The 15,376-nt window shown below is 71.2% G+C and carries 16 protein-coding genes; 6 read left to right on the top strand and 10 right to left on the bottom strand.

Features of this window, described 5'->3' with window-relative positions; translation table 11 throughout:
• Positions 1-44 precede the first annotated feature (44 nt).
• Together ACZ6JY_RS10635 and ACZ6JY_RS10630 are read left to right on the top strand one after the other, a co-directional pair.
• Positions 45-944, top strand: a complete 900-nt coding sequence (locus ACZ6JY_RS10635; protein WP_469194363.1) for a TauD/TfdA dioxygenase family protein — start codon at positions 45-47, stop codon at positions 942-944.
• Positions 945-1,038: 94 nt separating this feature from the next.
• Complete coding sequence (locus ACZ6JY_RS10630) at positions 1,039-1,497, top strand: RrF2 family transcriptional regulator (RefSeq protein WP_469194361.1); 459 nt, start codon at positions 1,039-1,041, stop codon at positions 1,495-1,497.
• 16 nt (positions 1,498-1,513) lie between these two features.
• Here ACZ6JY_RS10630 and ACZ6JY_RS10625 read toward each other — a convergent pair whose 3' ends face one another.
• From ACZ6JY_RS10625 to ACZ6JY_RS10610, 4 genes are all read right to left on the bottom strand, one after another.
• A complete protein-coding gene (locus tag ACZ6JY_RS10625) occupies positions 1,514-1,726 on the bottom strand; it encodes a hypothetical protein (protein WP_469194359.1) in 213 nt (70 codons plus the stop codon).
• 81 nt (positions 1,727-1,807) lie between these two features.
• Positions 1,808-3,454, bottom strand: a complete 1,647-nt coding sequence (locus ACZ6JY_RS10620) for a VWA domain-containing protein (protein ID WP_469194357.1) — start codon at positions 3,452-3,454, stop codon at positions 1,808-1,810.
• A gap of 107 nt (positions 3,455-3,561) precedes the next feature.
• Positions 3,562-4,761 (bottom strand): AAA family ATPase, encoded by a 1,200-nt coding sequence (locus ACZ6JY_RS10615; protein WP_469194355.1) that lies wholly within the window; start codon positions 4,759-4,761, stop codon positions 3,562-3,564.
• 240 nt (positions 4,762-5,001) lie between these two features.
• Positions 5,002-5,505, bottom strand: coding sequence for a DinB family protein (locus ACZ6JY_RS10610; RefSeq protein WP_469194353.1), 504 nt, complete (start codon positions 5,503-5,505; stop codon positions 5,002-5,004).
• A 135-nt stretch (positions 5,506-5,640) separates the two neighbouring features.
• Here ACZ6JY_RS10610 and ACZ6JY_RS10605 point away from each other — a divergent pair, with 135 nt between their 5' ends.
• Positions 5,641-6,654, top strand: a complete 1,014-nt coding sequence (locus ACZ6JY_RS10605) for an ADP-ribosylation family protein (protein WP_469194351.1) — start codon at positions 5,641-5,643, stop codon at positions 6,652-6,654.
• Between the two features lie 36 nt (positions 6,655-6,690).
• Here ACZ6JY_RS10605 and map read toward each other — a convergent pair whose 3' ends face one another.
• Positions 6,691-7,461 (bottom strand): type I methionyl aminopeptidase, encoded by a 771-nt coding sequence (gene map / locus ACZ6JY_RS10600; RefSeq protein ID WP_469194349.1) that lies wholly within the window; start codon positions 7,459-7,461, stop codon positions 6,691-6,693.
• A 65-nt stretch (positions 7,462-7,526) separates the two neighbouring features.
• Between map and ACZ6JY_RS10595 the strand changes: the two genes are divergently transcribed.
• A complete protein-coding gene (locus ACZ6JY_RS10595; RefSeq protein ID WP_469194347.1) occupies positions 7,527-7,823 on the top strand; it encodes a helix-turn-helix domain-containing protein in 297 nt (98 codons plus the stop codon).
• 21 nt (positions 7,824-7,844) lie between these two features.
• Here the strand turns inward: ACZ6JY_RS10595 and ACZ6JY_RS10590 are convergent, their stop codons facing one another.
• Genes ACZ6JY_RS10590 through ACZ6JY_RS10580 form a run of 3 tightly spaced genes read right to left on the bottom strand, consistent with a single transcriptional unit; the run spans position 7,845 to position 10,225 of the window.
• A complete protein-coding gene (locus tag ACZ6JY_RS10590; protein WP_469195016.1) occupies positions 7,845-8,405 on the bottom strand; it encodes a YciI family protein in 561 nt (186 codons plus the stop codon).
• Between the two features lie 45 nt (positions 8,406-8,450).
• On the bottom strand, positions 8,451-9,560 hold the full coding sequence (locus tag ACZ6JY_RS10585; protein ID WP_469194345.1) for a CU044_5270 family protein: 1,110 nt from the start codon (positions 9,558-9,560) through the stop codon (positions 8,451-8,453).
• The gene (locus tag ACZ6JY_RS10580) at positions 9,557-10,225 is read right to left on the bottom strand and encodes an RNA polymerase sigma factor (protein ID WP_469195014.1); all 669 of its coding nucleotides are present in this window, start codon (positions 10,223-10,225) and stop codon (positions 9,557-9,559) included. Before ACZ6JY_RS10580 ends, ACZ6JY_RS10585 begins: the two co-directional genes overlap by 4 nt.
• 223 nt (positions 10,226-10,448) lie before the next feature.
• Here ACZ6JY_RS10580 and malX point away from each other — a divergent pair, with 223 nt between their 5' ends.
• The gene (malX, locus tag ACZ6JY_RS10575; RefSeq protein ID WP_469194343.1) at positions 10,449-12,155 is read left to right on the top strand and encodes a maltose/glucose-specific PTS transporter subunit IIBC; all 1,707 of its coding nucleotides are present in this window, start codon (positions 10,449-10,451) and stop codon (positions 12,153-12,155) included.
• Positions 12,156-12,158: 3 nt separating this feature from the next.
• Positions 12,159-13,358, top strand: coding sequence for a MalY/PatB family protein (locus tag ACZ6JY_RS10570; RefSeq protein ID WP_469194341.1), 1,200 nt, complete (start codon positions 12,159-12,161; stop codon positions 13,356-13,358).
• A 22-nt stretch (positions 13,359-13,380) separates the two neighbouring features.
• Here ACZ6JY_RS10570 and ACZ6JY_RS10565 read toward each other — a convergent pair whose 3' ends face one another.
• Both ACZ6JY_RS10565 and ACZ6JY_RS10560 read right to left on the bottom strand, forming a co-directional pair.
• Positions 13,381-14,394: an iron-siderophore ABC transporter substrate-binding protein gene (locus ACZ6JY_RS10565; RefSeq protein ID WP_469194339.1), complete on the bottom strand. Its 1,014-nt coding sequence runs from the start codon at positions 14,392-14,394 to the stop codon at positions 13,381-13,383.
• A 35-nt stretch (positions 14,395-14,429) separates the two neighbouring features.
• Positions 14,430-15,374, bottom strand: coding sequence for an ABC transporter ATP-binding protein (locus ACZ6JY_RS10560; protein ID WP_469194337.1), 945 nt, complete (start codon positions 15,372-15,374; stop codon positions 14,430-14,432).
• Positions 15,375-15,376 lie beyond the last annotated feature (2 nt).

The following is a 15,376-nucleotide window of genomic DNA, read 5'->3' as shown; positions in this document are numbered from 1 at the left end:
CTCCTCACACACCCCTCGCTCACCCCGTGAAAGGAACCCCGCACATGACCACCAGCACCGGCTTCGACATCCGCAGGATCGGCGGCCGCATCGGCGCCGAGATCCTCGGCGCCGACCTCTCCGCGGACCTCGACCCCGCCATCGTCACCGAGATCAACTCCGCGCTCCTCGAACACAAGGCACTCGTCTTCCGGGACCAGCAGCTCGACGACGCGGGCCAGCTCCGCTTCGCCTCCCTCTTCGGCGAACTCACCGCCGCCCACCCGACGGTGGCCTCGGTCGAGGGGCAGCCCGAGATCCTGCCCGTCGACGGCGACGAGGGCATCCGCGCCAACCACTGGCACACGGACGTGACCTTCGTCCGTACGCCGCCGAAGGCGTCCACGCTGCGCAGCATCGTGGTCCCGCCCTACGGCGGCAACACGCTCATCGCCAACTCTGCGGCCGCGTACCGTGATCTGCCCGACGCGCTCCGCGATCTCGCGGACAAGCTGTGGGCGGTGCACACCAACGACTACGACTACGCCGCCCCGAAGAACGAGAAGGCCGCCGAGCACCGCCGGCGGTTCGTCTCCCGCAAGTACCGCACCGCGCACCCGGTCGTCCGCGTCCACCCCGAGACCGGTGAGCGCGGTCTGTTCATCGGCGGCTTCGCGCAGAGCATCGTCGGGCTCAGCCCCTCCGAGTCCCGCGACCTGCTGCGCATCTTCCAGGCGTATGTCACCCGTCCTGAGAACATCGTGCGGGTGGTCTGGTCGCCGGGCGACCTCGTCCTGTTCGACAACCGCATCACCCAGCACTACGCCCCCGACGACTACGGCGACCTGCCGCGCCTGCTGCACCGGGTGACCGTCGCGGGTGACGCCCCCGCGGGCATCGACGGCACGCTCAGCCGTGTCGTCGAGGGTGACGACGCCGCCCACTACACCCCTTCGGCGGCCTGAACCCCGCGGCCGCCGGGCACGAGCATCCGCCCGGCGGCCACCGGAGGCCCTCCCTCGGCGGTCGCCGGTCCGCGTCGTACGGGATAATGCGCGTATGCGGATCTCAGCCAGGGCGGACTACGCGGTACGTGCCGCGCTCCAGCTCGCCGCGTCTCCGGACGACGGGCCCCTCAAGGCCGAGGCCATCGCCGGTGCCCAGGACATTCCGCACAAGTTCCTCGAAGGCATCCTGAACGACATGCGCCGGGGCGGGCTCGTGCTCAGCCAGCGCGGCGTCAACGGTGGCTATCGGCTCGCGAGGCCCGCGCAGGACATCAGCATCGCCGATGTCATCCGGACCGTGGACGGGCCGCTGGTCTCGGTGCGCGGTGTCCGGCCGCCCGAGCTGTCCTACACCGGCCCCGCCGAATCCCTGCTCCCGCTGTGGATCGCGCTGCGGTCCAATGTCCGCGAGATCCTTGAGGGAGTGTCGCTCGCCGATGTCGCGACCGCCCGGCTCCCGGCCGACGTCGCGGCGTTGACCGACGCTCCGAGCGCCTGGGTGAACCCCTGACCCGTGCCGCCCCCGGCTACGCCGCTTCGTAGTGGTGCGCGCGTCCACCGCGCCACCGCACCCATGCCGGGTCGTCGAGCAGCCTCTCGGCGTCCTCCAGGCCCGCCCGGCGCAGGAACTCGATCACGTCCGTGTCGGAGTGCGCCAGGCCGAGGATGTGCCCGCGTGCCGTCACGCGGCGGCCGCCGGAGCCGGACGGCGGGTGCACGGTTACCGGTGCTGGTGCCATGTTCCCAGGGTGCGGCGGACCCGCGCGGTGTGCACGTCGTCGGTGTCGCCGCGAGGTACCCGGGGGGCCGGCCCCGCGAGGTCAGATCAGGCGGAAGAGGTCGGCGGCGGCGTGGACGTCGGTGAAGTCCTCGACGGAGCGGAGGTTGTCGCAGAGGGCGTCCAGGACCGAGCCTGCCTCGGCGGCGGGCGGGGCGCCGATGGCCACGCCGAAGACGCGGAAGCCCAGCAGGTGCTTGGCGTCGTTCCAGCCCCGCATCCACTCCTCGGTGACGTCGCACTCGTCGTCGGTGAGCATGACGATGTCGCCCCGCGCGCGGGAGGTGTCGTCGTACTCCTCCGCGAGGATCTCCCTGGCCGCTGTCAGGGGCGTCTGGTAGCTGGTGCCGCCGCCGAGGAAGGTCTCCGCGAAGTCGAGCACATGGGTGATGCCGGAGTGCCCCTCGGCGGGGCCGCCGGAGGACCACCCCTCGGCGGGGAAGCGGAAGACCTGGATCTTGTCGGCGGCCGAGAACAGGATGCCGACGAAGTCCCGCCCCGCGTGCCGGGCCTGGTCAAGCAGTGCCAGGGCGCACGCCTTGGCCCACGCCTCCCTGGTGACTCCGCCGGGCCCCTCCTCGTACATGGAGTGCGAGGTGTCCACGCAGGCGATGACGGCGCCCTGGCCGGTGGTCTGCTCGCCCTGGCTGTCGTAGAGCATCAGCTCTCCGGCGGCGTAGCGCGCGGCGAACACCGCGCGCAGCTCGGGCACGCCGAGGTTGGCCAGCTCGGAGGGGATGACGCGGGAGAGGTCGTCGCCGAGCGTGACGCCGACGAGTTCACCCGCGGTGTTCTCCACCTTGCGGGCGCGTTCGCCGTCGGCCATCCGGCGGAAGCGTCCGATCAGCTCGGCCCACTGTGCGAGCCGGCTGGTGCGCAGCCGCTCGGCGAGCCTGGCCCGCTCGTCGTACGGCAGCCGTTCGAGCTCGCCGGGGCCGACGCCCCACGCCCGCATGAGCGCGGCCTCCTCCCGTACGGTCTCGGCGGCTTTCGCCACGGCGTGCCGGGCGGTGGCCCGCAGCGCGGGTGCCGCGTCGGAGAGGGTCTGGGCGGCACCCTGAGCGGCCTGCCGCGCGGCGGTCCGCGCCGCCTCCGCGGCCTGGACCGCCTGCTGTACGGCGTCGGCGGCCCGCGCGGGGACCGTGCCGTCGTCGTCGGCCGCGTCGGCGGCCTGTCCCAGCGCCTCGCCCACGGCGGTCGCCGCGCCGCGGGCTTCCTCTTGGGCCGCCTCCGCCTGTTCGGCCCGCTCCCCGGCTTCCCGGCAACGCTCCAGCATCCGGCGCAGCTCCCCGGCTTGGGCGAGGACGGCCATGGCGGCGGCGTAGGGGTCGCCTGCCGTCTCGCGGTGCAGCTCGGCGAAGTCCGCCGACTCCGTCAGTGCGGTGACGATGTGGTGGTTGACCAGCCGCGAGGGGGCCATCTCGGCGGGCTCGCGCAGCCGCGGGGTGACTCGGTAGGCCGCCAGGAACACATCGCTCAGGAGGTCGGTGGTGTGCTCGTGGTCCCTGCCGAGCTCCGCGTCCAGGTCCCGCAGTCCCGCCGACCGCACGTGGACGTCACGCCATGCGATCCGGTCGAACGGGTCCGCGAGCACGGCCGTGGTGTGCCGTCCGAAGGCAGCGGCGGACAGGCCGAGCCACGTCCCGCCGAGGCTCGCCAGCTCCTCCAGCCGGCTCGGCGCACCGTCCATGCGACCCGTACCGTCCACGCACCCCATACCATCCATGCGACCCGCACCGTCCACGCGTCGTCCCGTACCGTCCACGCGTCCACGCCCCCTTTCCCCGGCTCTCCTGCCTACATCCGCGTCGGCACCATGTCCGCGTCGACGCCGAGAGCCTCGGTGAGGACGCGGGCCCGGACGGCGCGCTGGCGGCCGGTGACACGGTCGATGGCGGCGGTGGAGCGGCCCGCGCCCACCGCCTCCTCCCGCAGTCTCTCCAGCCGGTTTCCCGCCCTGGCCAGCTTGTTGTGGGCGTTCTTGATGACCCAGTCGCTCAGGGCCTCGCGGGACTGCCCGGCCATGGCGTCGAGTTGCGCCTCCAGCTCCTCGATGGTGTCGGCCAGGTCCAGGGCTTCCTTGGCGTCGGGGTTGACCAGTTGCAGGACCTCGCGCTCGACGGTCGGGCGGTCGGCGGGCGAGTCCCACAGCACGTGCGTCAGCACCGACAGGTCGGTCTCGGCGACCGCCGGGCGGCCGTCTAGGTACGCGGACGCCTGGAGCAGGCCCACCGCCTGCCGCCAGCGGCGGTCGGAGGCGACGAGTTCCTTGCGGCGCAGGGCGGCCCGCAGCGTGCACACCGCGTCCACGATCGGGTCGGGAACGTCCACGGCCGGCACGGCTTCGGTGACCGCGTGCCGCAGCGCGCCCAGCTCGACGGTGGTGCGTGCCGGTGCCGCCCGGCGGCCGACGGCGGAGCGGACGAGCGCGGCGAAGTTGGAGGGGTCGGCCAGGTAACCGACCTCGATGCGTACGAGGAGCCGGTCGTAGATCGCGGCCGTATCGGACCCGGTGGGCAGTTCGTTGCTGGCCGTGATGGCACCGATCAGGGGGCAGTTGATCGGCGCGCCACCGTTCTCGGGGTGGTAGATGCGCTCGTTGAGGTAGCCGAGGGTCTCGTTCAGCGCGGCCGTGGAGCACTTGAAGATCTCGTCGATGAACGCGATGTGCGCGGTCGTGGCGCGGCCCTCGTAGACCTGGCGGTACTCGCCGCGGGCCAGCGCGGCGACGTCGATGGGCCCGAACATCCTGGTGGGCGCGGTGAACTTGGAGAGCAGGATCTCCCAGTAGGCCGCCCCGTCGATCCGGCCCGTGAGCTCCCTGGCCATCTCGGACTTCGCCGTCCCCGGCGGCCCGAGCACCAGCGAGTGCTGCCCGGCCAGCAAGGTCACCACCAGCGTCCGCACCACGTCGTCCCGCTCGTAGAACCGCGCCGCCAACTCACCGCAGACGGCCCGCAGCCTCTCGGCCGTACCCTGCGTGTCCTCTGCGCTCATGTGCAACTCCCCACCACCGGTCACACATATGGAGGTTACAGAGCCGCTCCTCGTCTAGGGTCTGTCGTTTGGATCAGGTCGGCTGGAGGGGCGGTGCCTTTGAGCCTGGCCGGAGCGGGGTCTGGTGCGTGCAGATGCAAGGCGGAGGAGGGCGACAACGCGGAGCGTTGGCAACCGACGACAACGCCGCAGATGTGCGTGCCAGACCCCGCGACGCCGAGATGATCCAAACGACAGGCCCTAGGCGCCGGTGGTGCCGTCGGCCATCTCGCGCAGGATGTCCAGGTGTCCGTTGTGCCGGGACGTCTCCTCGATCAGATGCATGAGAATCCAGCCGAGGGTGACGTGGACGCCGTCCCTGACCGGGCGTTTCGCCGTGGCTGTCAGGTCTGTGGCGGCGACCAGTTCGCGGTAGCGGGCGCTCTGCTCCTCATACGTCGCCAGCAGCTCGGGCATGGCCGTCCACGCGCCTATGCGCATCTCCCTGTCGGGGTCCTCATCGGTCCAGGGGCCCTGGTCCTCCTCCCCCAGGAAGATCACCTGGAACCAGTGGTACTCGACCCACCGGAGGTGGCTGATGAGACCGCCCAGGGTCATGAGCGGCGAACCGGGCAGCGGCGCCTTCGCGACATCCTCCGATGCCAGGTCGGCACACTTGGCGACGGCCGAGGCCCGCGCGTAGTCGAGGAAGGTGGTCAGCATGGAGCGCTCGTCCCAGGCGGGAGGCATGTCGGTGCGTGTCATCCGGCGATGATCGCAGAGCCGTCGCCTCCGGGCACCGGGATTTTCCCCTGGTCACCTGGCGCGGCCTGACCGGCCCACCCGCCTCTGTACGCTCGGCCTTCGCAGAAACCACACGCAGCGCCAGGGAGCCCATCGATGCACGGCCAGAACACCGAGCGCCCGACGGCCGCAGCCACGACCGCGACCGCGGCCACGGCCACGCGGGGCGACGTCGAAGCGCGTGTCCTGCGGGACTGGGGCTTCGAACTGCCCGATTCGCTCTTCCGGTTCCGGACGTTCCTGGAGTCCCTCGGGCCGGTCGAGAGCCAGGCGCTCGGGGACCTGGACGTGCGTCCGGCCGGTGTCATGGATCTGTTCGACGATCCCCGCCGCGAACCGCGCGCGGGCATCGACGTACGGGTGCACGGCCGTTACTACCGCGATCCGCCGGAGTTCCTGACCTTCCTGCACGGCGGCTCCGACGGCCTCCACCACGGTCTGTGGTTCGACGACGGCCGCACCAGCGGCGGGGTCGCCTCGTACTACAACAACGACGGCGGCGGTATCGACATGAGCGCGGCCACCCCGCTGGAGGCGGTGCGCGCCATCCTCGAACGGTGTTGGCGCGACCTCGACGACGAGCGGAGCGACTCGGTGGCGGCGCAGCGGGCCCGGCTCGGCCGGCTCCGGGAGCGGCTGACCGACCACGAGACGGCTGACCGGCCGGAGACGGGCCTCGCCTACTCGCGGGCGTACGACGGCAGGGTCCCGCACCGTGACCGGGTCGCGACGCTGGACGGGGCCGGTGCCCTCGTACCGGGCGGGACGGCGTTGGGGCGCCCGGCTCAGCACGCGGTGGACGAGTACGCGTTCGCGACGCACATGTACGCCCTGTTCGAGGACTCGGCGGAGCTGGCGGCGGCCCTGGCGGAAGCCCGGCGCCGCTGCGCGGCCGGAGACCCGGCGGAGGCCCTGGTCCTGGGCCGCGACCTGCACTGGGCGTCGGGCGGCGACCCCGCCCGCGAGGCGGCCGCCGCCGAACTCCTCCTGTCGGCCTACGAGGCCCTGGACCGCCCCGCCCTGGCGGCCGTCGCCGAGGCACACCACCGCCACCGGGACCTGTCCCACGTCGACGTCCTGGAGGCGCGGCCCGGCCGGACCGGCCGGTGACGCGGACTGCCCCACGAGTCGACTCGTCCTGAACGATCAGTTGGGCGACGTGAGGATTTCGGCTCCGGACTCGGTGATCGCGATCGTGTGCTCACTGTGTGCCGTCCGGCAGCCCGTCGCGCTGCGGAGCGTCCACCCGTCGGCGTCCGTGACGAGTTGAGCGGTGTCCGCCATCACCCACGGCTCCAGGGCGAGCAGCAGTCCGGGGCGCAGTTTGTAACCGCGTCCGGGCCGTCCGGTGTTCGCGACATGCGGGTCCTGGTGCATCGTCGATCCGATGCCGTGGCCCCCGAACTCCGTGTTGATCAAGTAGCCCGCCTCGCTGAGGACGGTGCCGATGGCGTGGGAGAGGTCGCCGATGCGGGCCCCGGGCCCGGCGGCGGCGATCCCCGCGGCCAGCGCGCGCTCGGTCGCTTCGATCATCGCGACGCTCTCCGGGGGCTTGGTGTCGCCGACGATGAAGCTGATGGCGGCGTCCGCGGCGACGCCGTCCTTGGAGACGGCGAGGTCGAGTGTCAGCAGGTCTCCGTCGGCGAGTGTGTAGTCGTGGGGCAGCCCGTGGAGCACCGCGTCGTTGACGGCCGTGCAGATGTAGTGCCCGAAGGGGCCGCGTCCGAAGGAGGGCGCGTAGTCGACGTAGCAGGACTGCGCTTCTGCCGCGGCGATCATCTTCTCGGCCCACCGGTCGATGTCGAGCAGGTTCGTGCCGACCGTGGTGCGGCTCTTCAGCGTGTGCAGGATGTCGGCGACCAGCGCGCCTGAGTCCTTCGCTCGGGCCAGCAGAGTGGGGTTCAGAATCTCGATCATGCGACGCTCTTTCCATGCAGCCAATAACTATCCCGGTCAAACTATACCGGTCTAGAATCGGGGTCATGGTCAGATTGCCGCTCACTCCCGCAGAGGTCGCACGTGGTCAGCGCCTGGGCGCCCTGCTGCGTCGGGCCCGAGGAGAACGTTCGATGCTTGAGATCGCGCTCGACGCCCGCGTCTCACCCGAGACGCTCAGGAAGATCGAGTCGGGCCGCGTGGCCACGCCCGCCTTCCCGACCATCGCGGCGATCGCTGACACCCTCGGCCTCTCCCTCGACGCGGTGTGGGCAGAGATCAGCCGGCCCGACTGCGGCGTCGGACCGGCGGCTCACGGCGCACGTGAACGGCTGACCGCCTAGCGGATCGGTTGCGGACGCGAGTCAGGAGCGGCCGCCGAACTGCCACCTGTGGACCTCGACTTCGGCATACCCCTCCGCGGTGAGGACCGCGCGTGCAGTGGCCGCGTCCGGCGCCCTGAGCAGCGCCGCCGTGCCCAGCCAGGTGGCCCCGTCGTCGGACAACAGCGGTCCGAACGCGATGAGTTGACCGCTGCCGTCGGCGGGTGGCACGAGGTCACCGGGGTGGGTGGGTCTGGCCTCACCCAGGCCGAGGACCGCGTACCTGTCGCCTTCGGTCGGGCCGCCGGGGAAGTCCCACATCGTGCGGCCCAAGGTGTTCCGCCAGCGGCGCAGCAGCACATCGCGGTAGACGCCCGCCTGGTAGCCGGGTTCGTCGAAGGCGAAGGCCCGGGCGGCGGCGGGGTCCGGCAGGTCCAGGATGTGCACGCTGCCGGTGGGTATCTCCCCGTCGTCGGTGAGGGTCGGGCCGCGGGCGATCATCTCCTTCGCCCAGCGGTCCATGTAGGACCAGTGCTCCTCAAGGAGGCGCATGCGCGGCGCCAGGGAGTCGCGGCGGTCACGGTGGTAGCAGAAGTACTCCATTGCCTCAGTCTTCACCACCGGCCGCCGCGACACCGCTGTGTTCTGTCAGCTCGCCCGGACGGTGTCCGCGCCCCGCAGCTTGACCCGATGGCGCGGGCTGGGCTCCTGGCCCGCCTCGTCGACCACGGCCTGGGCCATGATCGCGCTGCTGAACATCAGGGTTCCGCGCTTGCCGTAGGTGCCGTCCTCGGTCAGGTAGCTGCGCGAGCCGAGGAACGCCAGGCCGTCGGGGTCGAAGACCCACTCGGTGCGCGTGCCGAAGGTGGTGTCGTCCCGCCTGATGCCGAGGCCGTGGCGGCCGATGGCGTCCTTGGCCTTGTCGGTCTTCTCGACGCCGGGGATCAGCGCCGCGGCACGGTACAGGGCCCCGGCCGTGTCGGGCGGCATGACCCCGCCGAGGAGGGAGCCGATCTCGTCGAACACCGCCTGGTCGCGCTCGCTCTCGTCGTGCTTGGGCGTCTTGGCGTACAGGTACTTCAGCAGGGCGTCGGGGTCGGTCGGCAGGGTGGCGAGCCAGCGGTAGGTGGGCCGGCCGAGCCCGGGCTCGGTGCCGTTGTCGTCGCCGAGCTGCGCGTTGATGTCCAGGGTCTCGCCGTCGGACTTGGACACCCCGAGCTTCTTCTGCGGGCCCGGCTTCTGCGACGACCACGCCTCAAGGTCCTTGAGCGGGCTGACGACGGCCTTGCCGCTGGTCACGTCGGCCTCGCGGATCTTGGAGCGGGTGTACAGATACTGGTCGTCCCCGACCTTCAGCGGGTCGTCCTTGCTCGCGGCGGTGGAGATCCGGTCGAGCAGCACGGCCGCGGGCCGCGCCTGGCCGGGCTCGTGCTGCCCCGCCGCGGCGGGCTCGCGCCCGTCGCCGCCGGTGGCGGCCACGCCGCCCACGACCGCGGCGGCCACGGCGAACGCCGTCACCGGCACCAGCAGCGCGGGGCGCAGGAACGGCCTGCGGGGGCGGGCAGCGGCGGGCTCGGGGGCCCCGGTGGTCGTGGCGGCGGCGTTGTCTTCGTCGATGTGACGCATCAGCAGTTCCTTGTTGCGCAGGTACCGCTCGTCCGGGAGATCCCAGTCGGCGGGCACCGGCAGCAGTCCGGCGATCGCTTCCGCGTCGGACTGCTGACGGTCCCGGGACCGGGACGTGTCGTCGTGGTTCATACGGTTCCCTCCCGCACGGGCCGAGCCGCGAGTGCGGCGTCACTCTTCATCTCTCCGCGAGCCGTACGGGGTTCCGTCTTTTCCCGGGATTTCGCGAATTCTCGGGATTTCATGACTTCTCGGGTCCCTCGTACTTCTGCTGCCTCTTCGGTGAACCTGGCGAGCTTCTTCCGGGCCCGCGACAGGCGTGAACGGACCGTGCCGAGCGGGATGTCCAGGGCGTCCGCGGCCTGCTGGTAGTCGAGGCCGGACCACACGCACAGCGCGAGCACCTCCCGCTCCTGGCGCTTGAGCCGGTCCAGGGCGACCTGCACCGCCCGCAGGCGCTGGGCGTCGTCGATCCGCCCCGCCACCTCGGAGGCGAAGTCCGCCACCGTCGTCCGCTGCGTGTCCCGGGCCAGGAAGGCGCGGCGCCTGCGCAGTCCGCGCCGGGCGTTCTCCGCCTTGTGGGTGGCGATGCCCAGGAGCCACGGCGTCAGCGAGCCCCCGGTCGTGTCCAGCCGCTCCCTCGACCGCCAGGCCGCCAGGAACGTCTCCGACATCACTTCCTCCGCCGTCGACCAGTCGCCGGTCAGCCGCAGGGCGTGGTTGTACACCGTGCGCGCGCCTTGCTCGTAGAGCTCGGCGAACGCCTCGCGTTCACCGGCCCGTACCCGCCATCGCAGGTCGTCCTCTGAATCCCTCACGTCCCATACCTCTCCGCGGCCACGGCGCGGTTCCTGAGACCTGCGTCACTGAATGGGCGCCGATGTCCCCCGAGTCCGGCGCCGAGCGCACCCTAACGCCCATGGACAGCCGCCGACCTGGCGTGATCTGATCGCCACGGCTCCCGCACCGCCCCGGTGAGCGCGGGACTCCGTCCTCCCCCGGCAGAAAAGTTCCCCGCACATGCAGAAAACCAAGGCCGCGCTCTGGGAGTTCCTCCAGGGCCTCGGCAAGACATTCATGCTCCCCGTAGCGCTGCTCGCCTTCTGCGGCATCATGCTGGGCATCGGCTCATCGCTCTCCAGCGAGGCGGTGACCGACAACCTGCCGTTCCTCAGGGCCGAGGTGTTCCACCTCGTCTTCACGTGGATGGCCAGCACCGGTCTGGTCGCCTTCAACTTCCTGCCGGTCCTGTTCGCCATGGCCATCCCGCTGGGCCTCGCGCGCGAGGACAAGGGCGTGGCCGCCTTCTCCGGTTTCGTCGGATACGCGGCGATGAACCTCGCGGTGAACTTCTACCTCACCGCCAAGGGCGTCGACTTCGAGGACGAGAAGGCCGTCGCCCACTACGGCATCGCCGACGTCCTGGGCGTGCAGTCCATCGATACGGGACTGCTCGGAGCCGTGGTCGTTGGCATCGTTGTCAGCGTCCTTCACCAGCGCTTTCGTGCTCAGCGCATGCCCGACGCGCTGGCGTTCTTCGGCGGTCTGCGCTTCGTCCCGATCATCTCCGCCCTCGTCCTGAGCGTGCTCGGGCTGCTCATCCCCCTGGTGTGGCCCACGTTCAACGGCTGGATCACCTCGGTGGGCCGCGGCATCGGCCACACCGGCGTCTTCGGCCCGTTCTTCTTCGGCATGGGCGAGGTCCTGCTCCGCCCGATCGGGCTGCACCACATCCTCGTCGCCATGTTCCGCTTCACGGACGTCGGCGGCTCGGGAACCGTGTGCGGTGACAACGTTTCCGGCGCCCTCAGCATGTTCTACGCGCACCTGGACTGCTCGGGGTCGCCCTCGCAGGCCGTCACGGACGCCACCCACTTCCTCTCCCAGGGCAAGATGGCCGCCTACCTCGGCGGACTGCCCGGCGCCGCGCTCGCGATGTACCACTGCGCGCGGCGGGAGATGCGCCCGGAGATCAAGGCGCTGCTCGTCTCCGGCGTCGTGGCCTGTGTCGTCGGCGGGATCACCGAGCCGCTGGAGTTCCTGTTCCTGTTCATCGCGCCCTGGCTGTACCTCATCCACGCCGTCCTGGTGGGCCTCGGCTTCCTGACGGCCGCCGTCCTCGGCGTCTTCATCGGCAACACCGACGGCAACGTCATCGACTGGCTCGTCTTCGGCGTCCTCCAGGGCTCCACCACGAAGTGGTATCTGGTCCCGGTGATCGCGGCGGTCTGGTTCGCGGGGTACTACTTCCTCTTCCGCTGGGCGATCACCCGCTTCGACCTCAAGACCCCGGGCCGCGAGGACCCCGAGCCGCCGGACGCCGAGGACGCCGATGACGCCGATGACGCGAAGGACGCCCCGAAGACCGGCTCCGACGAGGAGAGCGAGGACGCCGCCGCCCCGCGCGAAGTGGTCGCCGGAAAGCGCGAACTGGTCGCCGGAAAGCGCGAACTGGTCGCCGGAAAGCGCGAACTGGTCGCCGGAAAGTACGACGCCGCGGCGATGCTCGACGCGATCGGCGGGCCCGGCAACATACGGACCCTGGACAACTGCATCACCCGTCTGCGGATGACCGTGCAGGACGCGGATCAGGTCGACGAGGCGCGGCTGAAGAAGTTGGGTGCCGTCGGCGTCATGAAGCTCGACGCGCACAGTGTCCAGGTCATCATCGGCCCGCAGGTGCAGTCCGTGAAGGACGCGATCGCCACGATGCTCCCGGTGGGCTGACCCATGGCTTCCCCGACCCGCGACGCGACGCCCCAGGACCGGCCGGCCCCGTACACGTACGACTTCGACACCCCCGTCGACCGGCGCGGCACCTGGTGCACGCAGTGGGACTACGTCGAGGACCGCTTCGGCGTGCCGGACCTGCTGCCCTTCACCATCTCCGACATGGACTTCGAGACGGCGCCGGAGGTGATGGCCGCGCTCCGCGCACGCCTCGACCACGGTGTCCTCGGCTACTCGCGCTGGCGGCAGGAGGACTTCCTGTCCGCGGTCGCGCACTGGTACGCGACCCGGCACGCCACGGACGTGGACACCGCGTCCATCGTCTACGGACCGTCCGTCATCTACCAGCTCTCGGTCCTGCTGCGGCTGTGGTCGCGGCCGGGCGATGGGGTGGTGACGCACACCCCGGTCTACGACGCGTTCCCGAAGACCGTCGCGGCGGCCGGACGCGAGCTGCGCGGCTGCCCGCTCGGTGACTGGGCGGCCCTGGAGGAACTGCTCGCCCTCCCTGACACGTCCGTCCTCCTGCTCTGCTCGCCGCACAACCCGACCGGTCACGTGTGGACCGCGGACGAGCTGGACCGCGTCGCCGAGCTGTGCGACCGGCACGGGGTGGCCGTCGTCAGCGACGAGATCCACTCCGACCTGGCGCATCCGCCGTACGTCCACCGCCCCTGGGCCCGGCACGCGCGTCCTGGCCGCTGGGCGATGCTGACCTCGGCGTCGAAGTCGTTCAACATCCCCGCGCTGACGGGGAGTTACGGCATCATCGGCGACGCGCCGTCACGCGACGCCTACCTGCGGCAGCTCAAGGACGCCGACGGCCTCTCGTCCCCCGCCGTGCTCTCCCTGGTCGGGCACATCGCCGCCTACCGGCAGGGGGCGCCCTGGCTCGACGCACTGCGGGATTACGTGGCCGACAACCTCGCCATGGTCGCCGAGCGCCTGAACGGGGCGTTCCCCGGGCTCGGCTGGCAGCCGCCGCAGGCGGGCTATCTGGCATGGATCGACCTGCGGCCGCTGGACGTGGACGACGACGCGCTCCAGAGAGAGCTCATCGAGGCCGAGAAGGTCGCCATCATGCCGGGCGGCACCTATGGCGCGCCCGGCATGATCCGGCTCAACGTCGGCTGTCCGCGCGAGAAGGCGGAGGCGGGTGTCCGGGCCCTGACCAACGCCCTGCGCCGGCTGACGTCATGAGCGGGCCGCGCCCGGAGTCGTGCTACTTCAGCGCCTTGGCGAACTCCGGGACGACCTTGTCCAGGGCGTAGGAGACGGAGAGGACCGAGTCCGTGGCGAACGCGGAGCTGAGGTCCGACTTCGGGTCGAAGACGACGTCGTGACCGGCCTTGACGGCGGGGATGTCCTGGTAGAGCGGGTCCTTCTCGATCTTCGAGGCCGGGAGGCCGATCGGCGCCATGACCAGCAGGCCGGAGTCGAGCGTGTCGAGGCTCTCGCGGGAGATCTCGACCGAGAAGGACTTGCCCTTCTTGGCTTCGACCTCGGGGTTGTTCTTGAAGCCGAGCCGCTCCAGGAAGTCGACGCGGCCGCTGCCGCTCACGTAGGCGCCGTAGCCGACGCTGGTGCGCGAACCCGCCGTGACGGTCTTGCCCTTGAACTCGGGGTGTGCCGCGGTGGCGGCCTTGAATTCCTTCTCCGTGCCGGCGATCAGCTTCTCGCCCTTGTCGTGCAGGCCGAGGGCGTCCGCGACCATCGTGGTCTGCGTCTCCCAGTTGGTGAGGTACTGCTCGCCGCCCTTGGGCACGCCGATGGTGGGTGCGATCTTGCTCAGGGTGTCGTACCGCTTCTGGTCGCCGCTGGACTTGGTGTCCAGGATCAGGTCGGGCTTGAGCGAGGCGATCTTCTCGTACTCCGGCTCCAGCGTGCCGATCTTCGTCGGGCTCTTCTTGTACAGGCCCTTGGCCCACGGCCCGACGCCGTCGCCGCCGAAGGCCAGCCAGTCGCTGGCGCCGACGGGCTGGACGCCGAGGGCCAGCGCGGTCTCCGCGTCGCCCCATCCGAGCGCCACCACACGCTGCGGCTTCTCCTTCACCGAGATGTCGCCGAACTTGGTGGCCACCTTGACGGGGAACCCGGCGGTCGACGCCGAGCCGCCCTCGTCGGCGGAGTCGTCGGAGGACGAGCAGGCGGTGAGACCGCCGGTGAGGGCCACGGCCGCGACCAGCGCGGCGGCGGAGCGGCGCCGCGAGAACAGCGACTTGAGACTGAAGGACATGGGGGTAAGGCTCCTAATGTGCGGTGCGGACGCCGTCAGCCGACGCGGTGGCGTCCGATGGGGACGATGAGTGGTGTGCCCGAGACCGGGTCGGGGACGAGCGAGGAGCGCATTCCGAAGGCCTCGTTGACCAGTTCCTCGGTGACGACGTCCCGCGGGGCGCCCTCGGCGATCACGCGGCCGTCCCGCATGGCGACGAGATGGTCGGCGTAGCGGCAGGCGAGGTTCAGGTCGTGCAGGACCACGACGATCGTGGTGCCGTGCTCCTCGTTGAGGTCGACCAGGAGGTCGAGCACGTCCAGTTGGTGGCTGACGTCCAGGTAGGTGGTCGGCTCGTCGAGCAGCAGGATGTCGGTGCGCTGGGCCAGCGCCATGGCGATCCACACCCGCTGCCGCTGGCCGCCCGACAGTTCGTCCACCGGGCGTCCCGCGAGGTCGAGGACGTCCGTGGCGAGGAGCGCGTCGGCGACCGCCGCGTCGTCCTCGGCGGTCCAGCGCCGGAACCAGCCCTGGTGCGGGTACCGGCCGCGGCCCACCAGGTCGCTCACCGTGATGCCGTCGGGTGCCACCGGTGTCTGCGGCAGGATGCCGAGGTGGGCGGCGACCTCACGGGTCGGCATCGCGTGGATGCTGCGGCCGTCGAGCAGCGCGCTGCCTGAGGTCGGGGTCAGGAGCCGGGCCATGGCGCGCAGCAGCGTCGACTTGCCGCAGGCGTTGGGGCCCACGATCATCGTGATGCGGCCGGGCGGGATGTCCAGGCTCAGCCCGTGGACGACCTCGCGGCCGTCGTAGCCGAGGTGGATGTCCCGGGTGGCGAGGGTGTGGCCGCCGGGGCGGCCGGGGGTGTGGCCGTCGGGGCCGGCGCCGTCCGTCTCGCTCGTGCCGTGCGTGTCGGGCATGCCGCCGCCCTCATCCCTGTCCCGCTCCCGGTCCATGCTCGTGTCCATGCCCTTGTCCGTGTCGATGTGTTTCTCCGTCACCG

The organism is Streptomyces sp. NPDC046335, from assembly GCF_055587985.1.
The sequence above is the reverse complement of the archived record's forward strand: the minus strand, read 5'-3'. Positions and strand labels throughout refer to the sequence as shown.

Coding starts and splice junctions, on each gene's coding strand:
- ACZ6JY_RS10635 (WP_469194363.1), top strand. CDS start 45: ATGACCACCAGCACCGGCTTCGACATCCGCAGGATCGGCGGCCGCATC.
- ACZ6JY_RS10630 (WP_469194361.1), top strand. CDS start 1,039: ATGCGGATCTCAGCCAGGGCGGACTACGCGGTACGTGCCGCGCTCCAG.
- ACZ6JY_RS10625 (WP_469194359.1), bottom strand. CDS start 1,726: ATGGCACCAGCACCGGTAACCGTGCACCCGCCGTCCGGCTCCGGCGGC.
- ACZ6JY_RS10620 (WP_469194357.1), bottom strand. CDS start 3,454: ATGGACGGTGCGCCGAGCCGGCTGGAGGAGCTGGCGAGCCTCGGCGGG.
- ACZ6JY_RS10615 (WP_469194355.1), bottom strand. CDS start 4,761: ATGAGCGCAGAGGACACGCAGGGTACGGCCGAGAGGCTGCGGGCCGTC.
- ACZ6JY_RS10610 (WP_469194353.1), bottom strand. CDS start 5,505: ATGACACGCACCGACATGCCTCCCGCCTGGGACGAGCGCTCCATGCTG.
- ACZ6JY_RS10605 (WP_469194351.1), top strand. CDS start 5,641: ATGCACGGCCAGAACACCGAGCGCCCGACGGCCGCAGCCACGACCGCG.
- map (WP_469194349.1), bottom strand. CDS start 7,461: ATGATCGAGATTCTGAACCCCACTCTGCTGGCCCGAGCGAAGGACTCA.
- ACZ6JY_RS10595 (WP_469194347.1), top strand. CDS start 7,527: ATGGTCAGATTGCCGCTCACTCCCGCAGAGGTCGCACGTGGTCAGCGC.
- ACZ6JY_RS10590 (WP_469195016.1), bottom strand. CDS start 8,405: ATGGAGTACTTCTGCTACCACCGTGACCGCCGCGACTCCCTGGCGCCG.
- ACZ6JY_RS10585 (WP_469194345.1), bottom strand. CDS start 9,560: ATGAACCACGACGACACGTCCCGGTCCCGGGACCGTCAGCAGTCCGAC.
- malX (WP_469194343.1), top strand. CDS start 10,449: ATGCAGAAAACCAAGGCCGCGCTCTGGGAGTTCCTCCAGGGCCTCGGC.
- ACZ6JY_RS10570 (WP_469194341.1), top strand. CDS start 12,159: ATGGCTTCCCCGACCCGCGACGCGACGCCCCAGGACCGGCCGGCCCCG.
- ACZ6JY_RS10565 (WP_469194339.1), bottom strand. CDS start 14,394: ATGTCCTTCAGTCTCAAGTCGCTGTTCTCGCGGCGCCGCTCCGCCGCC.